Source organism: Photorhabdus akhurstii (assembly GCF_019090985.1).
GTDB classification, from domain to species: Bacteria; Pseudomonadota; Gammaproteobacteria; order Enterobacterales; family Enterobacteriaceae; genus Photorhabdus; species Photorhabdus akhurstii.
This window is the reverse complement of the sequence record NZ_CP020335.1, coordinates 3,228,874-3,254,824: the sequence shown is the minus strand read 5'-3', so window position 1 is coordinate 3,254,824 and position 25,951 is coordinate 3,228,874. Positions and strand designations below refer to the sequence as shown.

The window sequence follows — 25,951 nt, the reverse complement described above, 5'->3', positions numbered from 1 at the left end:
AGCCTGGTATTTTTTATCCAGTTACCATTGCCAACGTAACCAAGCGAAGAGGACGTTACCGTTATTATATGTGCCGGGAATATATGTCCCTTGCAGCGATAACCGATCATATTCTATGGAGAATAACGGTAGTGGCAGTGGAATAGGGACATAATAATAATCATGACGAGCTGTAACGCTTAAAGTGAAACCGATTCCCATTCGGAAACCATCTAAATCACCGGGTATCCACATTTTCTGAAATCCATAGCCAACGATGGGTTCCAAACGGTTATGAGAATCCATAAAAGCCATTGCATAAAGGGAATGCCAATCATTGTCTTGGTCGTAACGATATTTACCATAGCCGAAACCCCAGGGCCGCTCATTATATCTATCGATTTTCTCTTTATCGTAGGTATGCCTGTTATGCCAAGTAATTACCGGCAGATAAAGTTCATTGTCGGGTGCATTCCAGGTGAGAGCGACATTATTGTTGAATTTTTCCCATAAACTACCTGAATTGTTGCTATAACCGAGCGGTGTGTGTGATTGAGTCGTTGCTAATGATTTATTAGCAGTATTTGCTGTTGCTGCCAACACTGTCCCAGATGAGACTAAAAGAGTGGCTGATAGGGTACAGGCTGTGGTTAAATCAAACTTCATTATTTATTGCTCCAAATTTCCCGACGACATAAATTGGGAAGATCCTGCGCATCACGTAAAATATGACAAACATCTAAATTCAGGAATTCTACTCTTGCTATTTTCAATAAAAGTTAAACGAAAAATTAATATTAAGATGTGATAGGTATTAACTGGGTATATTTAATACTGATATTTTAGTCGACTAATATTGGGAGTGTGTTGATTTTTTCTTTCACCCAAACAGTAGAGATTGGCCTCTGTGAACATACTAATAGATATAAAAAATCTAATAATAAGATAGGCAAAATAAATTAGAATTTTTTATGTTATCTGGGGTTTTGTTGAATGGATAAACTGTAAGCTAATTAGGATAACCTTGGATTTTCAAATTTTTGCAGTTATGTTAAACAATAATTGTTGTTAAGAATTTTAAATATGTGCGTTAGCTCCATAGCTGATAAAAAATGGCTTGCCATCATATTAAGAATATGTGATAAATCGTTCGGGTAAACGAGGTACGGTTCTGTTATACAGTTCTGTTAATAGCAGCAACTTGCTCTAGTTTTTATGTTGCGCCGAAACGGCGAATTAGAATTAAGTGATCCAAAGGAAATTCTTAAAATGGCAAAAATCACTGGTACTGTAAAGTGGTTCAACGAATCAAAAGGTTTTGGCTTTATTACTCCTGCTGATGGTAGCAAAGATGTGTTTGTACATTTTAGCGCTATTCAGAGCGAGGGTTTTAAAACTCTGGCGGAAGGCCAAAAAGTTGAGTTTGAAATTCAGGACGGTCAGAAAGGTCCTTCTGCGGCAAACGTCACTACAGCATAACTTCTTTTTGTCGATCATTTTGGATTGACGAAGTAAATTTGTTGTCTGATTGGTTTTTTACTGGCAACAATGACATACCGATATCACCCTGTTGGTTATCTGATAGGGTGTTTTTGTTTTGGCTCGGGGCGCTCTTTATTGAGCTGAGATGAACCCGTAATACCTGATCTGGATAATGCCAGCGTAGGGAAGTCATGGTGTCTTTTCCTGATACTTGCTTTTCTTTTGCTGGTTGGAAGAGGTGCTTATGATGAGAATCAATTTACTGACAATTGCCGGTACTGATCCTAGCGGCGGTGCCGGCATTCAAGCTGACCTAAAAACTTTCTCTGCACTTGGTGCTTATGGCACAACAGTAATGACAGCGCTTGTTGCGCAAAATACCTGTGGTGTGCAATCCATTTATGATATCGATCCTACTTTTGTTGCGGCACAGCTTGAATCTGTGCTGTCAGATATCAGAATTGATAGCGCTAAGATAGGCATGTTATCTAATGCAGCCAACGTTGTCGTTGTTGCTGATGCAATAAGTCGTTATTCCGTTCCTTATGTTGTATTGGATACGGTAATGATTGCGAAAAGTGGCGATCCGTTGCTGGCGCCGGAAGCGGTTTCCGAGGTTGTTGAACGATTATTACCGAAGGTTTCGTTGATTACCCCAAATTTGCCGGAAGCCGCAGCGATATTAAAGTGCTCTGTAGCAAAAACCGAAACGGACATGCAAAAACAGGGGCGTGAATTATTATCGCTAGGATGCGAAGCCGTTTTACTGAAAGGCGGGCACCTTACAGAGCATGAAAGCCCTGATTGGCTGTTTACTGTTGAGGGTGAATGGCGTTTTACTGCGCCCAGAATCAATACGCGCCATACACATGGTACAGGGTGTACGCTCTCTGCTGCGCTGGCTGCTTTGCGTCCACGTTACTCGAATTGGCAGACAACCCTGCCTGTTGCCAAATCATACCTCCAGGCGGCATTAGAACAGGCGGACTCGTTAGAGGTAGGAAAAGGCATTGGGCCTGTGCACCATTTTCATCAGTGGTGGTGAGAATAACTGATTGGCGTTTTCGGGATTAGGTGAGAAAGTGATAATGAATAAGAAGAGTAAGGTATTTATACTGTGAGAGCAGTATAACTCAACATTGGCAGCGACCTACTATCTACTCATTATCACCGGCGACAAGCTTGATTTACGCGATAGTCACTTGCTTATCCAGATAGACATCTTGAACCGCATTAATCAGTTCAATACCCTCTTTCATGGATTTTTTGAACGCTTTACGACCGAGGATTAGCCCCATACCGCCTGCGCGTTTATTAATGACGGCGGTACGAACGGAGTCACTCAAATCACTATTACCGGATGCACCACCTGAGTTAATCATACCGGCGCGCCCCATGTAGCAGTTAGCTATCTGATAACGGACCAGATCGATAGGATGGTCGCTAGTCAAATTAGTGTAAACACGTTTATCGGTATGACCAAAACCAATTGCAGTATAGCCGCCATTATTTTCGGCCATTTTCTGTTTAACGATATCGGCACCGATAGTGACGGCCAAATGGTTAGCCTGACCTGTTAGGTCCGCACTGGAGTGATAATCTATCCCCTCTTTTTTGAAGGTAGAATTACGCAGGTAGGCCCACAATACCGTTACCATGCCCAATTCATGCGCCCGTTTAAAGGCGGCTGAAATTTCCTCAATTTGACGCCGTGATTCAATAGAGCCAAAGTAAATCGTTGCGCCAACGGCAACAGCACCCATCTCAAATGCTTGTTCAACACTGGCATATAAAGTTTGATCATATTGGGCGGGATAGCTCAGTGCTTCATTGTGGTTCAGTTTAACCAAAAATGGGATCTTATGAGCATAACGACGAGAAACAGAGGATAACACGCCATAAGTAGAGGCAACACAGTTACAGCCGGCTTCGATAGCCAGTTCAACGATATTTTTGGGATCGAAATAGAGAGGATTCGCTGCAAAAGAAGCGGCAGCAGAATGTTCTACTCCTTGGTCCACCGGCAAAATAGATAAATAACCAGTGCCTCCAAGACGACCATGATTTAACAATGTTTGCATGGAACGCAAAACTGTATTGGGTCGGTTATTGTCGATCATTACTCGGTCAACAAAATCGGAGCCTGGCAGATAGAGATTTTCACTTGGGATGGTATTACAACGATGTTGCAATAAACTGTCCGCATCTTTGCCTAACAACTTAGCGATATCAGTCATGTTTTACTCCAGTTATGAAAAGATATCATTGATTGTCATTTATCCTTTTTAGGATAACAAGTTGTATTGGGAGGGAAGTGGTAGTGGATCGCTTCAGGTGGGGGGGATAAAGAGAATTTTATTACTTGGAAAGTGGCTATTTAGCGCAAGAGTGACATGACCATTCTTTAGGGGATATAGGGGCGAAAGCGTAAGCTCTTTATGTGTTGGGTTATATATTTTTGTAATTCTTATTGCTTGCTAGCAGACAATTTTCTTGGATAAGATAAAGAGATGTATGAGATTTAATACTGATAAAGAATAAATTATTCATTGTATTTATGACATTGATATTGATTGGGTTTTGATAAATTGCAATATCAATATAGTTAAACTGATCGTCTTTGTTGATATTGTTAATATTTCCTTTGCTTTTATTATTCAACAATGAAATGTTTTCATTATAGATTGGATATATATTATTGTTTCTATAAAGTTTCGGGGGGGATAATTTATATTTTATTTATTCTTCCATATGAAAGGTTAAAACCACCGACTTTAGTCGGTCAGCTTTAGCTGAGATACTGTGTTGCATGGGAGGTGCAACATGGATTACAGATACGGTAGTCACACAGTATTTCAGATTGAATACCATTTTGTGTGGGTAACGAAATACAGGCACAAAGTGCTGATAGGTGAAGTAGCAATACGGGTGCGCGAGTTAGTTCGTCAGACATGTGAAGCATTTGAAATCAGGATATTAAAAGGGGTCGTGAGCAAAGATCATGTTCACATACTGGTGAATAGTCCCCCGACATTATCTCCCTCAGAAATCATGAGGAGACTGAAGGGAAGGACAGCGAGTAAGTTGTTTGAAGAGTTTTCGCATCTAAAGAAACGCTACTGGGGTCAGCATTTTTGGGGCAGAGGCTATTTTTGTGCGACGGTGGGTCAGTTAACGGAAGAGATGATAAAGGCTTATCTGGAGCATCATTTTGAACCAAACCCGGATGATAACTTCAGGATGGACAATTGACGCATCGTTCAGCCGATGCGTATCCGGACTTTCAGTCCGTTAATCACTAACCCACCGACTTTAGTCGGTGGTTGTTGAGTTTAGGTTTTTATCTATGCAGATTATATATTATAAATTTAACTATTTCTCTTTATCAATATCAAAAAAAGGAAATAAATTTATTATCGTAAATCTCTATCTATTAGTGCCTTTTTATTTATGAAAGAATTAATCCTTTAGTTATTGTTCTTTATTGATTTATAATATTACAATGTTGTTGGATAGAATTGATAAGATTGTTAGGTGATTTTGGAGTAAAAACTAATGTTAATTTATCATTCTCAATAAATAACTCATTGATTAATATTAAATTGTTTCATTGTTTGCGTGATTTAATTAACCGATAAATAAAGTCATTCTTTATATTTTACTATTTATATCGCTACACTTAATGTTTTATTACATGAGTCTTTTATAAAGATACAATATGTTTTTCTATTATTTAAATGAGTTTTACAAGGTTAGGTGTTCATATTTTATTTACAGCTATTGATATAAATTTAATTGGTTTTAATTGTTCGTGTTAATAATTTTTTATTTTGTCAATTGAGTTATAACCATGTTTCAATATTGTACATGATAAATAACCATTTTTGGCATCAATGTTTTTAAATCCACATAATTCTGTAAGCAACAGTCAATATGGTTATTTATTCTTTCTTAAAAGTGATAATAATATAAAATAATAATTATACTAAATTCTTAGTTTTAACTTGTATTTATCCATTAATTAACTAATTGAAAAATACATCAATATAATTTGATTTTGTCACAGGTAGAAAATTTCTCATGTTTTTATTACCAATAGTGACATTTAGGTTTCTTTCATTTGCCAAGAGTGATTTCTTATTACATTTCTTCTTTAGTAATTTGTTTGCAAACGATGTTTTATAAAGTTATTGGCTCTATTGATATAGGTTAAGAGTTTGATAGATAAAGGTTGAATGTCTATTGCTGTTACTCGCTAAGCTAATTTTTCCTGATGTTATTGTTAGGTGATATTTTTCATGCTGGTTCGGTGTAAAAATGGGTTTCTATAGTTTTTTTGTTTACTGAACAGCCCCTATTGTGGGATTAAATTTCATCTTTACGAGAGGGTAACATGTACTGTGTTGTTGTTTATCAGCTTTGGGGTGATTTGGCTATTTTACCCCTGTTTATACTATGGATATATATAAAACAAAATCCATTTTGGGTTGTTAAGTCGGTATAGTCAGCTAAATGTTGAACTAATAGTTTTAACAATAAGTAAATTGTAATTATCTGTTTTCATAATTTTCACCTGATTAATTCTATCAAATTGTATAATATTTGGTCTAAATATGATGAATTTCCTGAATTATTGAACAGTGGAAAATTTTAATTACATTTCTTTAGATAGTGTGATATTTCAATAAGTAGAAATATTTTCTTATTAATATATAGGTATAAGGAACACATTGATATAAATATTCATGGCTTTAATAGTTAAATTTCTCTATTTAATTAATCATGTAAATGAATTCTGTAACTTGTTGATTTTATTTCTCGGAGGAAAAAAGAAAAGGCCAGCTCAAGGGAGATTGAGCCGGCCAAGGAGGTGGTTCCTAGTCTTACTGTAAAACTTTTTTAATTTTTTATTTTTCGCCAGCAATACTACGGTAAATAAAATAGTATTGATGTGATCTGTTTCTAAAAAAAGAAATATATCCTCATAAAGAGGGGATATTGATGATTATTTGTCTGAGTCTCAGTTCGTTTGAGCAGATTGAGAATTAATACCATTTAGATTACGTATTAATAAGGCATAATTAATATCGATTTGTTCCGGAATTGGCAAATAGACAATATACCCATCCCCAGGCGCAACTTCCATTGGTTGGCCTTTTTTATCCTGCATTGCTTCCAATGTAAACTGGATATTGCCTGATGGTGTCATTAATTCGAGACGATCTCCGATCATGAATTTATTCTTGACAGCAACTTCAGCTAATCCGTTGACTCGTTTACCCGTAAATTCACCAATAAATTGTTGTGTATCGGATATCGAATAGCCATATTCATAAGTCTGATAGGCATCATGGGTATGACGGCGTAAAAATCCTTCGGTATAGCCGCGATGAGCGAGTCCTTCTAACGTTGTTAGCAGAGTTGGATCAAAAGGTTTCCCTGCGACGGCATCATCAATGGCTCGGCGGTAAACTTGTGCTGTGCGAGCGCAGTAATAGAAGGATTTTGTCCGTCCTTCGATTTTCAAAGAGTGAACGCCCATTTTAGTTAATCGCTCAACATGCTCAACAGCACGTAAATCTTTAGAATTCATGATATAAGTACCATGCTCATCTTCGAAAGCTGACATATATTCACCAGGGCGTTTTGCTTCTTCGAACGTAAATACTTTATCTGTTGGTGCGCCCTTTCCCAATGTTGGCTCGATATTTTTTGTCGGTATAGGTTCATGCATATGCACAATATTACCGATATCATCCTCTTTGCCTTCTTGGACATGATATTCCCAACGGCAGGCATTAGTGCAGGTTCCCTGATTGGGATCTCGTTTATTAATGTAGCCGGACAACAGGCAACGACCGGAATAGGCCATACACAATGCGCCATGTACGAAAACTTCCAATTCCATACCGGGAACCTGCTGGCGAATCTCGTTAATTTCATCGAGAGAAAGTTCTCGGGAAAGAATGACCCGCGTCAGCCCCATTTGTTGCCAGAATTTTACTGTTGCCCAGTTAACTGCGTTAGCTTGAACGGAAAGATGAATTTCCATTGCAGGAAAAGCTTCACGAACCATCATGATCAGTCCGGGATCGGACATAATGAGAGCATTTGGTCCCATATCAATGACAGGTTTTAGATCACGGATAAAAGTTTTCAGTTTGGCATTGTGAGGTGCAATATTGACCACAACATAAAAGCGTTTACCAAGTTCATGAGCTTCTTTAATGCCGAGTGCCAGATTTTCGTGATTAAATTCATTATTGCGGACGCGCAGGCTGTAACGTGGTTGACCGGCATATACAGCGTCTGCGCCATAGGCAAAAGCATAGCGCATATTTTTCAGCGAACCGGCAGGGGAAAGTAATTCTGGAGTAAACATGGTTAAAAAATTCTCGATTTGAGTTGAGATTAGTTTTCACTATAAAAAGTAAGGATAAGATGGGGATTCTAACGCTTAATTTGTTAGGGACACAAATTTATTGGCATGAATCGTTCGATTCTATTGATCGATGAAGGGCGCCTTATCAATTGATAGTAACTTTCAACTGATAAGGTGCGGTTTATCATGAAAAAATGTCATTCTGACTTTGTTAAATCTCGGACATTGGTGCTCGAGCCATGTTTAATCGCAGATTGAATGCCTTTTTTGGCCGCGACTTCATTATCGTGAGATTCACTGATGCCGATAACTTGATAGTTTCTCGCTTTCAGCACGAAATAGGACTTGCCAGATTTGTTTTCTCTGATTTCGAAGTTTTTTTCTGCCGGTGAATTTGCTTGGACAGAACGAATTCCTTTATTCGCTGCTGCCTTGGTGGTGTACATTTCACTGGTAAGGATAACTTCACCGTTCGATGCTTTTAAATTGAAGTAATACTGCTTGTTTTTTGTTCTCTTAAGATCATAATGACCTATAGCCATAAGAAATTCCTCCAATTAAAGTAAGTATTTTTAATATAGCTGAATTTCTGACCGGTGAAAGGTTGAGAGAAATTTAATTCAGTTAAAATGTGACAGTTATAACAAACGGCATATATCCGCTTCCCATCGGTAACCAAGTCCATAAATAGAACGAATGAATGTTTTACTGTTGTCCAATTGTTCCAGTTTACGGCGTAAATTTTTAATGTGGCTATCAATAGTACGGTCTGTCACGATTCGGTGATCGTCATACAGATTATTCAGTAATTTATCGCGGGAAAATACTTGTCCTGGGCGACTTGCCATCGTTTTTAATAACCGGAATTCAACCGGGGTTAAATCCAATATTTTATCGCGGTAACGCGCTTGGAAACAGTCCTCGTCAATTTGCAAATCACTTTGTTTGACAATATCTTGTGGTCGATAACAACGACGAAGAATCGTTTTAACTCGCGCGACAATTTCACGTGGACTATAAGGTTTACAAATATAATCATCTGCCCCGATTTCCAATCCAAGTAAACGGTCAATTTCTTCCGTTTTGGCGGTGACCATGATAATCGGTACGTCAGAGAAGCGGCGAATGTCCCGACAGATAGATATGCCATCACAGCCTGGAAGCATCAGATCCAGCAAAATAATATCTGGAATATGTTGTTGTACATGGGAGACAGCTTCATCACCCCGCAGTAGCCACTGGGTTTTGTAATCAGCCGCCCGCAGGTAATCAACCAGCAACTGACCAAGCTTTGGCTCATCTTCAACAATCAAAACAGTATATTGTTCAAACTCTGTACTCATAACATTTCGCCGTCGAGGGATTTAGTTAGCGGCAATTCTACGATAATTCTCAAACCACCTAAAGGTGAGGGTTTGGCATGGATTGTGCCGCCATGTGCTTCAACAATGTTATAGCAAATAGCTAACCCAAGCCCTGATCCACCACTGGCACGGTTTCGTGAGGATTCACTACGGTAGAACCGTTCAAAAACCCGTTGGCATTGCTCTGGTGACAAACCGGGCTTACTGTCCTCCCAATTCAGAATGAAGTGGTGATCGTTAGAACAACCTTTAATGATTAATTTTCCATTATCAGCGGTATAGCGAAGACTGTTTTCCAGTAAGTTGTGAAATAGCTGAGTCAATCTGCTTGGGTCAGCAAACACCATAATAGTTTCAGGAAGTTTAACATCTATTTGGATTTGTTTATCAAGGAAACGTCCGCGATAAGATGCAATAGCAGCCTGAATTAACTCACTGATATTGATAAATTCTTTCCGGTATGCCAGCGCTCCGCGATCGGATAAAGAGAGTTGGTGTAGATCATCAACCAGTTTGGTCAATGTGGTAATTTCAGCCAATAACGAATTGAGCGTTTCTGGGGTGGGTTTGTGAACACCATCCTGTAACGCTTCCAATTCACCGCGCAATATAGAAAGGGGGGTGCGCAGTTCATGAGAAATATCGGCCATATAATCGCGACGCATCTGCTCGTTTTTTTCCAGGGTACTGGCGAGCTGGTTAAAATTGTGGGCAAGCTGACCAATTTCATCTTTACTTGATGGTGTGACTCGGGCGCTGAAATCGCCGGCGGCCAGTTTATGCGTCCCTTCAACCAAACGTTTAACGGGTTTTAACATACCGCGGGACAATAATAGCGTGGCTATGATTGCCAGCAAGGTAGATAAACCGGCGATGATCCAGCTTGTCAGTTGCTGTTGGCGATCAAAACTGATGTCAGCTTGACGGGTAATTTTATCTGATGTGCTGACAATGACCCAGCCAACGACTTGATGATGATAGAGGATTGGTTTGCGATAGGTCTCTGCCGGGATTCTACCTTCATGACCGACCAGCAGTTTCATGTCACTGTCTACTACCCAAAATTGAGTTCGCCAGCCGCGAGGGGGTGGACCTTGATAACTTTCGCTGGTTTGTTCAATGGAACGAATGATTTGAAAAATTACCCGGTCACTCCTCTTTAAGAATTTCCAGCTACCATATTGTTGATATTGTTCAGCCAGTGCTTCGGCTAACATAGCGGTACGTAACTGAATATTTTGTCTGATGTAACCAATAAAACCATGCTGGAAGCTGCTTCTTACTCCCCAGTGCATGGTGATGAGCACTAGCATACAAGTGGCGAAGATGGCCATAAACAGTTTACCACTGATGCCTAGTTTCATAATGGCTCCATAATTTGTCTGGTGGAACGCCGTTGTTGCCACTTTTCCCTTAGTCGATCAAAACAGAGATAGACAACCGGTGTGGTATATAGCGTTAAAAGCTGGCTCATGACCAAACCACCCACAATGGTTATTCCTAAGGGTTGGCGTAATTCCGCACCGTCGCCACTACTTAAAACCAGTGGCAGAGCGCCAAACAAGGCGGCCAGCGTGGTCATCAGAATTGGACGGAAACGTAACAGGCTGGCTTGGAATATCGCATCACGGGCGCGAATATTACCGTTACGCTGAGCTTCAATAGCAAAATCCACCATAATAATGGCGTTCTTTTTTACGATACCAATCAATAACATGATGCCTATTAATGCTATCAGGCTGAATGGTGTGTCAAACAGTTCCAATGCCAGCAGGGCGCCAATGCCGGCAGAAGGCAGGGTAGAGAGAATAGTCAATGGATGGATATAACTTTCATACAGTATCCCTAGCACCAGATAGACGGTAATAATGGCGGCCAGAATCAAGAATAATTGGGATTTCTGGGTTTCCTGGAAAATCTGGGCGGTACCAGCAAAAGTGCCGCGAACTGTCGAGGGTACACTGAGTTCAGTCATGGTTCTTTCAATTGCATTGACAGCATCAGAGAGGGTATAGCCTTCTGGTACATTGAAAGCAATGGTTGAAGCAGCAGAAAGCCCTTGATGATTGACACTTAGCGGAGCGTTAGCCGGTTGCCAATGGGCAAAATAGGAGAGTGGAATAGCTTTTCCTTGATTGTTAATCACAAACATTTTTTCCAGTGCGCTGACATCCTGTGTATATTCTGGTGCAACTTCCATCACAACCTTGTACTGATTAAGTGGTTGATAAATAGTGGATATTTGTCGCTGACCAAAAGCATTATTCAGTAGACTATTGGCTTCACTGACATTGATCCCCAGACGAGACATGGTATCGCGGTCATAGGTTATTGCCATTTCAGCCCCTTTATCCTCTTTATCCGAATTCACGTCGGTCAGTTGGGGCAATTGCCCTAATGCCTTACGAATAACCGGCTCCCATTTGCGAAGATCGTTTAGATCATCTGCCAGCAATGTAAATTGATAGCTAGCATTAGCCTGGCGACCGCCAGCCCTAATATCCTGTACCGGAATGAGAAACAGATTTGCCCCCGGTTCATTGGCAAGTTTAATTCTCAGGCGTGAAATAACCTGTTCAGCGCTTTCTGAACGCTCTTTTAATGGTTTCAGAGAGATAAACATAAAGCCATTATTTACCCTTCCACCACCGGTAAAACCGATAACGTTGTCTACCGTAGAATCTGCATTAATTGTCTGCATGAAGTTTTTCATTTTTTCACGCATAGATTGGAAAGAGATACTTTGGTCTGCCCGAACAAACCCTAGTAACCGACCGGTATCCTGTTCCGGGAAAAAAGTTTTGGGGATATGGATGTAGAGCCAAACATTTAGAGCAATGATGCCAGCCAAAATTAACAATACCCAACGGCTATGATTAAGAACCCACATCAGGGAGCGTCCGTAAATTTGCTGAATTTTCAGCAGAACTTTACCGAATCCCCGTATTTTCTTCTGTGCTTTGGGAAGCTGAGATTTTAGTAAATGAGCGCACATCATTGGCGTTAGTGTTAGAGAAACCAATAATGAGATGCCGATTGAGGTGGTTAAGGTAATGGCAAATTCACGGAACAGCCGACCAACCAATCCATCCATGAGTAGTAGCGGGATAAAGACGGCTACCAATGAAATACTCATCGAAAGAACTGTAAAACCCACCTCCCGGACACCACGTAGTGCCGCTTGTATGGGTTTTATACCTGCTTCAAGGTGGCGGGAAATATTCTCCAGCACCACAATCGCATCATCCACCACAAATCCTGTGGCGACTGTCAGCGCCATTAAGGAAAGATTGTTCAAACTGAAACCGCACAGATACATGGCGGTAAAGGTGCCAATGAGTGAAACCGGTACAGCGATGGCCGGGATCAATGTTGCGCGACCGGAACGCAAAAACAGGAATACCACTAGAATGACTAGCCCGATAGCAATCACCAATGCACGTTCTACTTCTGCTAATGAAGCACGAATCGTTGGTGTGCGATCTTGAGTAACTTTCAGTTGAATACTGGCAGGAATAGATTCACGTAATGTAGGTAATTGTTCCCGGATACGGTTTACTGTGGCAATAATATTCGCGCCAGCCTCACGGCGAATAACCAACAAAATAGCTGGTTTACTGCCAGACATTCCGGCTGCTCTGACATTCTGAACAGAATTTTTTACATTTGCTACATCCTGCAATCGCACTGGTGAACCGTTGTTATAGTGAACGATGATTGGGCGATAGCTTTCGGCTGTTTTTAACTCGTCATTCGTTTGAACTTGCCAGTGTTGCTGATCGGAATCCACATATCCTTGTGGACGGCGAACATTGGCATTGCTGATAGCTTTGCGTACCGCGTCTAGCGAAACTCCCTGATGAAACAGAGCGCCAGGATTTAATTCAACTCTGACTGCCGGTAATGAGCTTCCGCCAACAGAGACTTCACTGACACCTTCAACTTGGGCGATTTTCTGAGCCAGTTGAGTAGAGGCAAAATCATAAAGCTGCCCTTGATTATAGGTATCAGAAGTCAATGTGAGGATCATAATCGGGGCGTCAGACGGATTGACTTTGTAATAATGCGGTCTGCTCGGCATACCGGAAGGCAACAGACTTTGAGCGGCATTCAGTGCTGCCTGTACATCCCTTGCTGCGCTGTTAATATCACGATTAAGGTCAAATTCAAGTGTGATATCGGTATTGCCAAGGGAGCTGCTCGACGTCATTTCATTAACTCCGGCAATTCGGCCTAAGGCATGCTCCAACGGAGTAGCGACAGATGAGGCCATTGTCTCCGGTGAGGCGCCCGGTAATGAGGCGTAAACGGAGATCACCGGAAAATCCACTTGTGGCAAAGGAGAAACCGGCAACAAGGTAAATCCCAATACCCCACATAGGGTTATGGCTAAACTCAATAGCGTGGTGGCGACAGGACGTTGGATAAATAAGGCAAAAAATTTCACCGCGGCTCCTGATGATCAATAGATGAAGTGCCTGGGGTTGATAGCTGGCGATTGCGGCGATAGTGTGCCAACCGGTCAAACAGTAAATAGATCACCGGCGTAGTAAACAACGTCAGGATCTGGCTCATAATCAGTCCACCTACCATACAGATACCCAGAGGCCGACGTAATTCAGCGCCTACACCGGTGCTGAGCATTAAGGGGAGTGCTCCAAGCAACGCTGCCATTGTGGTCATCAGAATCGGGCGGAAACGTAATAAACACGCTTGATAGATGGCTTCGTAAGGCGATAATCCCTGTTCGCGTTCTGCCGCCAGCGCGAAATCGATCATCATGATGGCATTTTTCTTCACAATACCTATCAACAAGATAATGCCGATGATCGCAATGACATCCAGTTCCTGACCTGCCATCATTAACGCCAGTAGTGCACCCACTCCTGCTGTCGGCAACGTGGAAAGGATTGTCACCGGGTGGATGAAGCTTTCATACAGTATGCCTAGCACGATATACATAGCGATAATGGCAGCCGCGATTAACCACAATGTATTGCCCAGTGCGCTTTCAAAGGCCAGCGTTGTTCCCTGAAATTGGGTGGAAATATCTTTGGGCATTTTGATCAATTGTGCTGCATCACGAACAGCGTTAACCGCCTGTTCGAGAGAAGCATCCTCGGCAACGTTAAAAGAAAATGTCGCTGAGGGAAATTGAGCGAGATGATTGATTGCCAGTGGGCCAAATCGTTGTTCAATAGTCGCAATAGCCCTGAGAGGCACGACATGGCCGTCAGTTCCGTTAAGGCGGATGTTATCAAATGCTGCTAGCCCTGGAGTCGATGTTACATCATGTTCCAAGATGATCCGATATTGATTAGCCTGGGTATAAATGGTTGAAATTAGCCGCTGGCCGAATGCGTTGTAGAGTGCGTTATCTATAGCGGCCATTGAGATACCCAATCGGCTGGCAGTGTCTCGGTCTACTTTAACGTGAGCGGTAAGCCCCTGATCTTGCCAGTCGCTGCTGATATCAACCAGTTCTGTTCTCTGTTTTAATTCAGCCAATAATTTTGGCACCCAGATACTCAGTTCATCCAGAGAGGTTGCCTGCAAAGTGAATTGGTATTGGGTACGGGTAACCTGAGTGTCAATCGTCAAATCTTGTATCGGTTGCAGATAGAGCTTTATGCCGGGTATAGCGGCAACTTTTTCCTGCAAACGCGGAATAATGTCAACGATTCTGTCATCACGCTGATTCAGTGGTTTTAGTGTGATTTGCAGTCTCCCGTTATTCAATGTTGGGTTACTGCCATCAATACCGACAAAGGTGGCGATATTTTCTACTGCCGGGTCTTGCAGTAATAAAGATGAAACTTGCTGTTGTTTATCTACCATTGCAGCAAAGGAAATGGATTGCGGCGCTTCGAGTGTTCCCTGAATCAGCCCATTATCCTGCGATGGAAAAAATCCTTTTGGAATCACCAGATAGAGCAGTGCAGTTAGCGCCAATGTGCTTAGGGCGATGCCGAATGTGATCCACGGGTGGTTCAGCGCTCTTTTTAGCCATACGGTATAACCAGCGATCATTTGTTCAAAAAAGCGTTCACTGGCTTGTTCAAAACGATTGTGTTTTATCTGTGATTCCGGTTTCAGTATTCGAGCGCACATCATGGGGGTTAATGTCAGCGAGACAATGGCTGAAATCAGAATTGCCACGGCTAGGGTAATCGCAAACTCACGAAACAGGCGGCCAACGATATCGCCCATAAAAAGCAGCGGGATTAGCACCGCAATCAAAGAGAAAGTCAGGGAGATAATGGTAAAACCGATTTCACCCGCACCTTTCAATGCTGCTGTCATCGGTTTCTCGCCTTGTTCTATATAACGAGAGATATTTTCAATCACCACAATGGCATCGTCTACGACAAAACCGGTGGCAATGGTGAGCGCCATTAGCGTCAGGTTATTGACGGAGAAACCGCAGAAATACATCACTGCGAATGTACCAATCAGTGAAAGAGGAACGGCGATACTGGGAATGAGTGTTGCAATACCGTTACGTAAAAACAGGTAAATCACCATAACAACCAGTGCAATTGCTAGTAACAGTTCAAACTGAACATCTTTCACAGAAGCACGAATGGTTGTCGTGCGGTCAGTCAAGATTTTCATCTCGACGGATTTAGGCAAGCTGCTGATAAGTTCCGGCAACATCTGACGAATATTATCTGTGGTTTCAATGACATTGGCGCCGGGCTGGCGCTGAATATTGATCACAATGGCTTGTTTGTTATTTGACCATGCACCGAGTTTGGTGTTTTCAGCGCCTTGTTCAATGGTTGCGACATCTTGTAACCGTACCGGCGATCCGTTTTTATAGGCAACGATCAAGTTGCGGTAATCATTGACTGATTTCATTTGATCGTTAGCTGAAAGCGTGACGGAACGGGTCGGACCATCAAGGCTGCCTTTGGCGGAGTTAACGTTAGCGTTGTTGATTGCAGTGCGGATCGTTTCGCTATCCAATCCCTGTGCCGCGACTGCTTGAGCGTTTAACTTCACTCTGACGGCTGGTCGTTGGCCGCCGGCGAGTGTCACCAATCCTACACCGTTGATTTGGGAAATTTTCTGTGCGATACGGGTTTCCACCATATCTTGAATCTGTGTCATTGGCATTGCGTCGGAGGTGACCGCCAGCATTAAAATAGGCGGATCAGCGGGGTTAACCTTGCTGTAAATAGGAGGGTAAGGAAGGTCATTCGGCAGTAAATTACTGGCTGCGTTAATGGCTGCCTGCACTTCCTGCTCGGCGACATCTAACGGCAAAGTCAGTTGGAATTGTAATGTGATAACGGAAGCCCCGCCGGAACTTTGGGATGCCATCTGTTTAAGACCGGACATTTGCCCGAGTTGGCGTTCCAGTGGTGCGGTGACTGCCGAAGTCATCACATCGGGGCTTGCGCCGGGGTAGAGTGTGACAACCTGAATAGTGGGATAGTCCACTTCCGGTAATGCAGACACCGGCAGCATGCGATAGCCGATAATACCTGCCAGCAGAATTGCTGCCATAAACAGCGTGGTGGCAACGGGTCGCAAGATGAACAGGCGTGATGGTCCGCCTCCTGGGATTAGGGAGCTTACCTGCATCAGGAATTCTCCGCTTTGTCGTGTTTTTGCGGTTGAGGGTTATTTACTATCGGTGTGACAATATCCACTTTAGCGCCATCTGTCAGGCGATCGATACCATCTGTGACCACTTTATCACCTGCTGCCAAGCCGGTACTGATAACAACGCGTTTTGTATCCTGCAATTTGACCGTGACCAGATGTTTGCTGACTTTATTCTCTTTGCCTAACATCCAGACAAAATTCCCTTCATTACCCATTTGCAAAGCAGCATTTGGGATCACCACTGCGTTTTCCAGTGTATCGACTTTAATACGGACATTAACGAACTGATTTGGGAATAAGACGCTATCTTGATTGGAAAAACGGGCTTTCAGCTTAATTGTGCCGGTAGCGGCATCAATTTGATTATCAATGCTCAGTAATTTTCCTTCGGCAAGTTGTTGCTGGTTATTGCGATCCCAGGCGCTAACAACGACGTTGCGATTCGCTTTCTGAGCTTGTAAAACAGCATTGATATCGTTTTCAGGGAGTGAAAACAGCACATCTACCGGATCGGTTTGAGTAATCACCACAATAGGAGAGTTGTTGCCACTAGAGATAAAATTTCCTACATCGATCTGCTTCAAGCCCACTTTACCGGAAATAGGCGCCGTAATACGGCTGTAAGTGAGTTGAAGTTTTGCGCTATCAATTGCTGCTTGATCAACTTTTAGACTGGCCTCGTGTTGGCGGACAAGCGCACGTTGATTATCCATTTCTTGTTGGGAAATCAGGTGAGTGTTTGCCAATTTCTGGTAGCGATTGAGATCTTGACGGGCATTCGCCAATATTGCCTCATCTTTAGCCAGTTGGCCTTTGGCTTGTGCTAGCTGAACCTGAAAAGGGCGTGGATCAATTTCCGCCAGTAAATCCCCTTGTTTAATTTGTTGACCTTCCTGAAAGTGCAAAGCGATGAGCTGACCTTCAACCCGGCTGGTTACTGTGGCGGTATTGGCGGCTTGAATGGTGCCAAGCCCGGTCAGAAAGCGAGGGACCGCCTGCTCTTTTGCCGTGGCAATTTGAACCGGGGGTAACGGGTGATGCTTTAAACCAGAAGGTTGATCCGATGAGCTAAATTGTTGAGGTGTTTTAAATTGATACCAAAAAAATATGGCCGCAGCGATGGCAATCGCGGCTAATGTTGCACGGAAAATAAGGGTACGGCGTTTATTATTTTGATTCATTTCTTCGACATTCTCTCAAACGCAAGGCCAAGGTATTACTTGATTATGTCCGACTGAAATATCGGTTTAATCACATCTATTAGTTTAGACAGTGAGGATAGGCTAAAAAATGGAGAAAATGTGGAAAATATGTCAAGGAAGCGCTTTTTAAGGTAAATTTAGGCGTTTTTTGTCAGTTTTTTCGAGACGGCTCCAGAAATTATGCAAATGATGTTGCCTTTGTTACCTTCTTTTCCTTTTTCTCGTTCATATTTGAGTATAATTTTAAATAGATAAACTTAATGAAAGACGTTAATTGTCTATCTTAGGCAGCTATTTTTTCTTTATATTTTGCATGTATGTATTATTTATAACCCATAACTTCAAATGATTTATTGACGGTATATACCCAATGGATTTCAAGATGGATCGCGACGAAGGGAGCGAATCCGCGGGAGCATAGAAAACTATGTGACCGGGGTGAGTGAGCGTAGCCAACAAAGAGGCAACTTGAAAGATGACGGGTATATTGTGAAATAGATCACATACTCGTTATATATCTCTGTGCAAATTGTTTCTTGATTTTGAAAAAAGGTCATGTGACTTTTTTTGGGCGGAACTTATAACTTAATGTAAGGAACATAATAAAGGGAGGTAGTCTATGAGACATTTTATTATTGATACAGATACGGCTTCTGATGATGTAGTTGCATTACTGATGGCGCTTCGTGAGCCATCAGTTTTTATTGAGGGTATCACCATTGTTGCCGGTAATTGTGCTGTTGCTCAATGTAGGAAAAATGCGTTAGTTAGTATTGAGAAAGCAGGAACATATATTCCTCCGGTATATGAAGGAATGAGCAAGCCGTTATTTAGAGAACACTATGCTTCATATCATATTCATGGGAAAGATGGTATGGGTAATATGAATTTACCAGAGCCTTCATTAATAGCAGAAGATAAGCATGCAGTAGATGCAATTATTGATATCGTAAAAAAATTCCCAGGTGAGATAGAAATAATCACTTTGGGGCCGTTGATAAATATTGCAATGGCTGTCTTGAAAGAGCCAGATTTATATAAATTTGTCAAAATGATTTATATTATGGGTGGATCAGGGATGAAGCCAGGTAATATTACGCCGTTAGCTGAATTTAATATTTATGTTGATGCTGAATCAACACATATAGTATTGAATTCTGGATTGCCTCTTATATTTTGTGGATGGGAGCTAGGTATGGAAGAGGCTTTTATTGATGAATCCGATATGGATAAATTAAATTCTTTAGGTGATCTTGGCCAGTTTGCAGTGAGCTGTAATAGAACATTGATTGAATTTAATGCGGGAAGGACGAATAGAAAGGGGTTTGATCTGCCTGATCCTATAACAATGGCTATTGCTTTATATCCGAATGAAATGATAGAGGATAAATTAGAGGCGTATGGTTATGTTGAATATCAAAGTGTACGTTCATATGGGCATTTAGTTATTGATTCAACCGATCTTCTCAATCATCCCCATAATATGACTGTGGTGACTAAGATCAAGGGGAGAGTATTTAAGAATAAACTATTTGCATTATTGTCATAATTTTAATCATATAGGCGGATAAAAGATGAATTTTAATCCTGATTTACTGAGAAAGGTGGAGTTACATACACATCTTGATACTGGGTTGAGTTATCATTTCGTTAAAAAACTTATTCCTGATATTACCCAGAAGTCGTTTTGTGAAAAATATATTGCCTCTGAAAAATGTCATGATTTAGGTGATTTTTTAAATAAGATTACTCCTTCATTGGATTTACTGCAAAAAAGGGAGGTAATAGTTGATGCTGTTGAGGATCTTTTCATACAACTAAAAAGCGATAACGTAGTCTATGCTGAGATTAGATTTGCCCCTTTACTGCATCTTCGTTTAGGGTTAAGTGACTGCGATATTGTGGAAATTGTTTTGGAGGCAATGAAAAGTTCTTCAATTAAATATGATATAGCAGCCGGTTTAATATTGTGTACATTGCGGCATTTTTCAGAAGATCAAAGTTTGAGAACCGCATATCTAGTCAATGAATATGTTAAATATGGTGTTGTTGCTCTTGATCTTGCTGCCGATGAGGCAAGATATCCACTCAATGCGCATTTGAGGGCGTTTAGAATGGTGTTGGAAAATGGTGGAAATGTTATTGCACATGCAGGCGAAGCGAAAGGGGCTGAGAGTGTGCGTGAGACTATTAATAAATTAAATATCTCTCGTATAGGGCATGGTGTCAGAAGCATTGAAGATCGAGATGTTATTGATCTTATTATAGAAAGAAATATACATTTAGAAATATGTCCGACATGTAATATTGTTTGCGATATTTATGATATCTATGAAAACCATCCAGTTAATCTTTTAAAAGAGATTGGTGTCAATATTGGGATTAATACGGATGCCCGGACAGTTGCAAATATAAATTTATGTGAAGAATATTTGAGGATTAATCGATATTTTGATTGGCAATATAGTGATTTTATTGAAACAAATTTGAATGCATTACAGGCTTCCTTTTCTAGTAATGAATTGAAAAATCGATTAGAAAAGGAAATAATTAGATTATCGTAGTGAAAAATTTTATTTTATTCATCTTTATGTACAATTGAAAAAGTTTATATTAAATCTGTAATCTGTAAATATCTTAGTGGGGAAATTTATGGAGAATAAATGGAAAGATCGGAAATATTTAAATATACTTAGTTATATACCCTATGGATTTCAAGTTGCATCGCGACGGCAAGGGAGCGAATCCCCGGGAGCATAGATAACTATGTGACCGGGGTGAGTGAACGCAGCCAACAAAGAGGCAGCTTGAAAGATAACGGGTATAATGTGATTTAAGATATAGTGGATTAAATATGTGTCTGGGTAAACAGAGAAAGCTGAAAAATTATATTGATAAATATCATCTTGATAGCATTTTTCCATTAGAATTTATGCAAAAATTGGAGGTGGTTGATGTTAAGAAAAATGCTTATCTTACGCATCAGTCATCGAATTTTACTCATCTCTATATTTTGGTTGAGGGGAAACTTAAGGTTGAGTTTTATAATGTTAATGGCAAATTCTTTGTTTTTGCCTTTGCTACTCCTCTTTTTCTTATTGGAGATTTAGAGCTTTTTCATTCCCAAGAGAATAACATAATTAATACTATTTTTGCTCAGGAGCAGTCAGTACTTCTATCAATACCGTTAGAGACGGTGAAAACATTTGGCTTAACGGCTCCTGGATTTCTTGAATTTGTTTGTAAACAACTCAGTAATAAGCTTTTCGAGTCATTTTTGTTTCGGTCGGGAGTATTTTTGACTGTTGAGGATAAATTAAAGCGATTTCTTTATTATAATTCGAAAAGAAATGGATTTGTACAGATATTAGAGAGAAGGGAAGACTTAGCATCTATTTTAGGTGTTTCAGTTAGGCAATTAAATAGGGCTATTAAGAGTTTGAATGAGAAAGGAATCATTATGTCAAAAAATAAGAGAGTTGAAATTATTGATTATGATTTTTTAAAAAAGGATATTGAGTTCCAGTTAGATGTTAAGTGATGTAAATAAGAAATTCTATTTTCCCAAATAGCTGCATTGTTAGTAGGATAAACAATGCAGCAATCAACATAATTTAAATTACAGTCTCACACAATGTTGAAATTATGATATGAAATTAAAGTAACCAGATTCTGAGAAATCTTTACCAGATTCTTTGAAACGTTCTTTTGGTAGTGGATAGCCTAAAGAGAGATATTTTTTAGCGAAATAGAGAGCGCTTTGGCTGGTTAAGCCGATAGTATTAAGGTTGTCAACAACGCTCTTTGGTAGATCGCATTTAATATCTTTAACGTAATCTATGATAGTATTTTTTACCCCGCTACCATCTGGCATTCTTATTTTTGGTCTGTCAATGATATATTCGGGTATTTTTCCTCTGAATGCTTCACGTAAAATATGTTTTTCTACTCCGTTATTGAGTTTGTAAGAAAAATCCAGACTTAAAACATAAGGAACCAATGCTGAATCCATAAAGGGAACTCGTGCTTCAACCGTATTTCTCATGCTTGCCCGATCGACTCTTTGTAAATCAGTTCTATGAAGATTATTTAATCTATATAGGGAGAGATAATGGGGATCGGGATATGTCTTAAATAGATCGTAGCCAGCAAAAATTTCATCACTGCCTTCTCCACATAGAGCGATTTTAAAGCCGAGGCGGTTAGCGATATAATAACCAAAGTGAGCAATATTCGAATCAATTGCATCAATTTGTTCGAAAAACTCACCATAATAGATAGCATCTTGGATGTTATTAATTAATTCTTCCTGAGTAAAGGTATAGATAATGTGTTTTATCTTATTCTCAGAACAATATCTTTGGGCAATTTCAATATCTTTTGAGCCGGGTAATCCAAATGAAATTGCTGTAACATTGTGGTGATATTTGTGTGCAAGATAGAGCACAATGGTACTGTCTATACCGCCGCTAAACATGATTGATATAGGTAGATCTGTATCAACCCTCTTTTTGACGGCATTATCTAAAAGTGAATAGACTTTTTCTTTTGCCTGTTCGAAGTTATCGTTGCTTGCGGAAATATTTGTGTCGTAGCTAATATATTTTTCACTGGTAAAGCCGTCGAAAATTGAACCGGGTTCAACGGGTTTAATTTCTGAATTAAACTCGATCAATGATTTTATTTCTGATGCTACATACCAGTTACCCTCTTTTTGGGTGTAATAGAGTGGTTTTATGCCGACGTGATCTCTTCCTAATAAGAATTTATTATTCTTATTATCAAATAGAATAAAACTGAACATTCCATCTAATTTTTTAATAAATGACTTGCCATAGCGAATGTAGGCGATTAGGGCAACTTCTGCGTCGCCACCATTTTTAAATTGATAGCCTTGTTTAATTAATTCATTTCGAAGAGACTTATAATTATAAATTTGACCATTCAGCACAAGATGAAGATCATGTTCCTGATTTGATATGGGTTGATAGGCTGAATCACGTTCGACAATCGCCAGTCTGTTGGTTGCGATTGCAAAGTTATTTCTGACAACCTTTTCATTAAACCGAGATGAATCACCTCGATGTGCTATTTTTGACATTATAGTATGTAGCTTATTTTCAATATCATCAATAAGCCTGTTTTCTGTATTAAAAATACCACCAATTCCACACATAGTGAATTCCTTTGGTTAAGAGTTATCAATGATATTTAAACGTCTTCTGGTATAGGGCCAGAATATTTTAATTCATTCACGTTGGCGCCCAATGTGGATATTTCGGCGAAATATTCTGGATAAGTTTGACCAACATGATATGGTTCACTAATAATAAGCGGCTCATCACAATGTAAACCTATTGTGGTGAGCGCCATGATTAATCCATGATCGTAATGACCATCAACAATAACACCGCCTTTATATCCATATGGATTACCATAAATAATTAATTGATCTAGCTTTTCTTCTGATCTAATTCCTATTTTGTCTAATTCTCGCCGAAAATCGGAAATTCTATCTGATTCTTTATAGCGGATATGCTCAATGTTATAGAAAACGCTTTTACCATCGGCAAACGCAGCTAATGCAGCAAGTGCAGGTACCGCATCTGGCGCCAGTGAACCATCGAAATCCTGTGCTTTCAGGGGGCCGCCAGAGCGAATATTGAGACAATCTTCTCTGATAAAGCTGATTTTCGTTCCACTGTTAATTAAATAATCCACTACCGCGCCGTTACCTAATTCTTCCTCAAAGAAACCGTTTAGGGTGACGTCAGAATTCAGTGAGGCGCAAAGTGCAAGGATCGCTGCCGTGCTGGCGGGATCAGCGCCGACGCTAAATTCTGATGGGATAAATCGACTTTTTCCTGTGGTAAAGAAATTGCGGAATTTATCGTCATATTCAATATTGATGCCGGCTTTGCGCAAATTATTAATTGTCGTGTGAACCATCGATGGCGCGGTAATTGTGTCGGTGACTTTTATTTGTAGATCTCGTTCACTGATAGCGCCTAAGTAAAGTAGTCCACTCAGGAATTGAGAGCTTTTTCTGCATGAAATCTCAGTGTAATTACCGATATTTCTGTTTGATTTTATGCTTATTGGTAAAAGTGAATCTGGCCCAACGGCGGTACACTGAATATTGAGTAATTTGAGTGCATTGACCATTTCTGATTGTGAACGTGTACCCAGGGAGTGACGGTATTCTGTAATAAATTCAGTATCAGGTAAATAACCGGATACACCCATTAATAATCGTAAGACAACGCCAGAATTACCTGGGTTAAAGATGATTTTTTTATCAATCTTTCTGATATCTATACCTTCTACGATTGTCCCTGTAATATCACTATTAAATGATGCTCCTAAACGGGAACAGTTTAATTTCATTGCTGTTGTATTGTTCCCTGATGCCATGTTATTTATTTTACTTGTACCTTCCGTTAATGATGCAGTCAGAATGGCGCGAGTTGAAGAGCTTTTTGAGGCAGGTAAAGTTATTGAACCATTTAGTGATTTAGTTTTATTTATTTCGATAAATGGCGGATGATTATTACCATAATACTTCATATTTTTATCTCGCTTATTATACTGTTAGCTAACTTATTCTAGCCCCGAGAGAATTTAAGGATTGGATAAATCCAGGAAAACCATCATCTAATTTATGTATATGATTAACGGTTGTTCGTTCTCTTGCCCCTAGTGATGCAATAATATTGGATGCGCAAATCCGATGATCATAGTAGCTGAATATTTCAACGCCTCCGTTTAATGGCCCGTTACCGTTAATCCTTATTTTGTTGAAAGCCCCAGTATCATTAAAAATTAAATAACTTTTGCCTCCCATCATGCGTATGTTTTCGTTGATAATAAATGCCCGTTGGCATTTATGATTATTTATAGCATTAAGACCGGAAAATGTGATATCCCCATTACCATTAATTGCCGCCGCGATGATATTAGTGGCAACGGAAGGGAGTTCATTTAAATGGATTTCATCTGTAATGGCGTTATATTTCCCCTCCAGGCTGATATTAAGTTCATTCTTAATTGGGTTATAGTTTAAATTCATACCAAATTTTTTATATATGTCAAATAGTACTCTTTCGTTAATGGTATTCCCAAGATAATAACTTTTTATGGTGACTTTGCTTGGTCGATTAATACTTAATATTGATGAAGCAATGTAGCTTAGTGATGTGAAATCCGAAGGGATATTAATAGTAATATCCTTTGATTGATATTCAGTTGAAATAAATGTACTGCCTATGCGGGTGATTTTGCTCCCCAGTAACGCCATCATGTTAATTGTTATATCGACATATCCATTCTTAATTTCACCGTTGTTGTTAATGATAAGACTTTTTCCTTTAATAAATGGTGAAACCAAAAGAGAGAATGACAGGAATTGGGTGCTCTTATTGAAGTTTAATGGTGACTGTGATGGATATATTCTCCTGGAAACCATGACGATATTTTCTTTTTGCTTTTCTACAAATATATTTAGATATGAAAAAAATGATTCATCATATAGGCTTTCTCTGTTAAACAGTGAATCATTGCATTTTATATAAACTTCTTTTTCCGTCAGTGAGGCTAAAGCGACGCTGATTCTAAATAACATACCAGAGCCATTAGCATTAATAATCCCATTACAATGATATATTGGACGTGCTCCTTTCAATATGATGTGATTTTTACCTCTGTCCAGAATTTGCAGCCCAAATTGTTGTAAAGCAATAAGGAGATCTTCTGTTTCGGTACACCACGATATATTATTTACGGTAGTTGTTTCTTCATTCAACAGTGCTAATAGTAGCGCTCTTTGGATATGAGGCTTAGATGATGGTATGACTATTTCCCCATTAAGAGTAGAGCCGGGGAGCACGCTAATTTTATTCATGCCAAGCCTCCAGGTAGATCAATTACCA

The 25,951-nt window shown here is 40.1% G+C and carries 18 protein-coding genes and 1 riboswitch; of the genes, 6 read left to right on the top strand and 12 right to left on the bottom strand.

The window, feature by feature from the left end:
• Positions 1-21: 21 nt before the first annotated feature.
• Complete coding sequence (gene pagP, locus B0X70_RS14040; protein WP_036781808.1) at positions 22-645, bottom strand: lipid IV(A) palmitoyltransferase PagP; 624 nt, start codon at positions 643-645, stop codon at positions 22-24.
• Between the two features lie 603 nt (positions 646-1,248).
• On the opposite strand from pagP, the gene cspE reads away from it, so the two are divergent.
• The gene (gene cspE / locus B0X70_RS14035) at positions 1,249-1,458 is read left to right on the top strand and encodes a transcription antiterminator/RNA stability regulator CspE (protein WP_036781809.1); all 210 of its coding nucleotides are present in this window, start codon (positions 1,249-1,251) and stop codon (positions 1,456-1,458) included.
• A 114-nt stretch (positions 1,459-1,572) separates the two neighbouring features.
• A riboswitch (TPP riboswitch) is annotated at positions 1,573-1,665 on the top strand.
• A gap of 40 nt (positions 1,666-1,705) precedes the next feature.
• The gene (gene thiD / locus B0X70_RS14030) at positions 1,706-2,506 is read left to right on the top strand and encodes a bifunctional hydroxymethylpyrimidine kinase/phosphomethylpyrimidine kinase (protein WP_217469609.1); all 801 of its coding nucleotides are present in this window, start codon (positions 1,706-1,708) and stop codon (positions 2,504-2,506) included.
• A 142-nt stretch (positions 2,507-2,648) separates the two neighbouring features.
• Here the strand turns inward: thiD and fbaB are convergent, their stop codons facing one another.
• A complete protein-coding gene (fbaB, locus tag B0X70_RS14025; RefSeq protein WP_110090433.1) occupies positions 2,649-3,698 on the bottom strand; it encodes a class I fructose-bisphosphate aldolase in 1,050 nt (349 codons plus the stop codon).
• A gap of 586 nt (positions 3,699-4,284) precedes the next feature.
• Here fbaB and tnpA point away from each other — a divergent pair.
• Complete coding sequence (gene tnpA / locus B0X70_RS14020; protein ID WP_217469608.1) at positions 4,285-4,713, top strand: IS200/IS605 family transposase; 429 nt, start codon at positions 4,285-4,287, stop codon at positions 4,711-4,713.
• A gap of 1,768 nt (positions 4,714-6,481) precedes the next feature.
• Here the strand turns inward: tnpA and trhP are convergent.
• From trhP to B0X70_RS13985, 7 genes are all read right to left on the bottom strand, one after another.
• Positions 6,482-7,843 carry a prephenate-dependent tRNA uridine(34) hydroxylase TrhP gene (gene trhP, locus B0X70_RS14015; RefSeq protein ID WP_217469607.1) on the bottom strand — a complete coding sequence of 454 codons (1,362 nt, stop codon included), beginning with the start codon at positions 7,841-7,843 and terminating at the stop codon, positions 6,482-6,484.
• A 197-nt stretch (positions 7,844-8,040) separates the two neighbouring features.
• Complete coding sequence (locus B0X70_RS14010) at positions 8,041-8,385, bottom strand: YegP family protein (protein ID WP_036805088.1); 345 nt, start codon at positions 8,383-8,385, stop codon at positions 8,041-8,043.
• A gap of 96 nt (positions 8,386-8,481) precedes the next feature.
• On the bottom strand, positions 8,482-9,186 hold the full coding sequence (gene baeR, locus B0X70_RS14005) for an envelope stress response regulator BaeR (protein ID WP_036805090.1): 705 nt from the start codon (positions 9,184-9,186) through the stop codon (positions 8,482-8,484).
• Positions 9,183-10,571, bottom strand: coding sequence for an envelope stress sensor histidine kinase BaeS (baeS, locus tag B0X70_RS14000; RefSeq protein WP_040151499.1), 1,389 nt, complete (start codon positions 10,569-10,571; stop codon positions 9,183-9,185). The genes baeR and baeS overlap by 4 nt, the downstream gene beginning before the upstream one ends.
• Complete coding sequence (gene mdtC, locus B0X70_RS13995; RefSeq protein ID WP_040151498.1) at positions 10,568-13,654, bottom strand: multidrug efflux RND transporter permease subunit MdtC; 3,087 nt, start codon at positions 13,652-13,654, stop codon at positions 10,568-10,570. Before mdtC ends, baeS begins: the two co-directional genes overlap by 4 nt.
• The gene (locus B0X70_RS13990) at positions 13,651-16,797 is read right to left on the bottom strand and encodes an MdtB/MuxB family multidrug efflux RND transporter permease subunit (RefSeq protein WP_217469606.1); all 3,147 of its coding nucleotides are present in this window, start codon (positions 16,795-16,797) and stop codon (positions 13,651-13,653) included. The genes mdtC and B0X70_RS13990 overlap by 4 nt, the downstream gene beginning before the upstream one ends.
• Positions 16,797-18,002 (bottom strand): MdtA/MuxA family multidrug efflux RND transporter periplasmic adaptor subunit, encoded by a 1,206-nt coding sequence (locus B0X70_RS13985; protein ID WP_105395644.1) that lies wholly within the window; start codon positions 18,000-18,002, stop codon positions 16,797-16,799. The genes B0X70_RS13990 and B0X70_RS13985 overlap by 1 nt, the downstream gene beginning before the upstream one ends.
• Before the next feature lie 640 nt (positions 18,003-18,642).
• Between B0X70_RS13985 and B0X70_RS13980 the strand changes: the two genes are divergently transcribed.
• From B0X70_RS13980 to B0X70_RS13970, 3 genes are all read left to right on the top strand, one after another.
• Positions 18,643-19,572, top strand: coding sequence for a nucleoside hydrolase (locus B0X70_RS13980; RefSeq protein ID WP_217469605.1), 930 nt, complete (start codon positions 18,643-18,645; stop codon positions 19,570-19,572).
• Positions 19,573-19,597: 25 nt separating this feature from the next.
• Positions 19,598-20,587, top strand: coding sequence for an adenosine deaminase (gene add, locus B0X70_RS13975; RefSeq protein WP_217469604.1), 990 nt, complete (start codon positions 19,598-19,600; stop codon positions 20,585-20,587).
• 290 nt (positions 20,588-20,877) lie between these two features.
• Positions 20,878-21,564 (top strand): Crp/Fnr family transcriptional regulator, encoded by a 687-nt coding sequence (locus B0X70_RS13970; protein WP_072165536.1) that lies wholly within the window; start codon positions 20,878-20,880, stop codon positions 21,562-21,564.
• A 102-nt stretch (positions 21,565-21,666) separates the two neighbouring features.
• Here the strand turns inward: B0X70_RS13970 and B0X70_RS13965 are convergent, their stop codons facing one another.
• From B0X70_RS13965 to B0X70_RS13955, 3 genes are read right to left on the bottom strand one after another with little or no spacing between them, the layout of a single operon-like run.
• A complete protein-coding gene (locus B0X70_RS13965; RefSeq protein ID WP_217469603.1) occupies positions 21,667-23,199 on the bottom strand; it encodes an asparagine synthetase B family protein in 1,533 nt (510 codons plus the stop codon).
• Positions 23,200-23,234: 35 nt separating this feature from the next.
• Positions 23,235-24,590, bottom strand: coding sequence for a 3-phosphoshikimate 1-carboxyvinyltransferase (gene aroA / locus B0X70_RS13960; protein WP_217469602.1), 1,356 nt, complete (start codon positions 24,588-24,590; stop codon positions 23,235-23,237).
• A gap of 28 nt (positions 24,591-24,618) precedes the next feature.
• Complete coding sequence (locus B0X70_RS13955) at positions 24,619-25,923, bottom strand: carboxyvinyltransferase (protein ID WP_217469601.1); 1,305 nt, start codon at positions 25,921-25,923, stop codon at positions 24,619-24,621.
• Between the last annotated feature and the right edge of the window lie 28 nt (positions 25,924-25,951).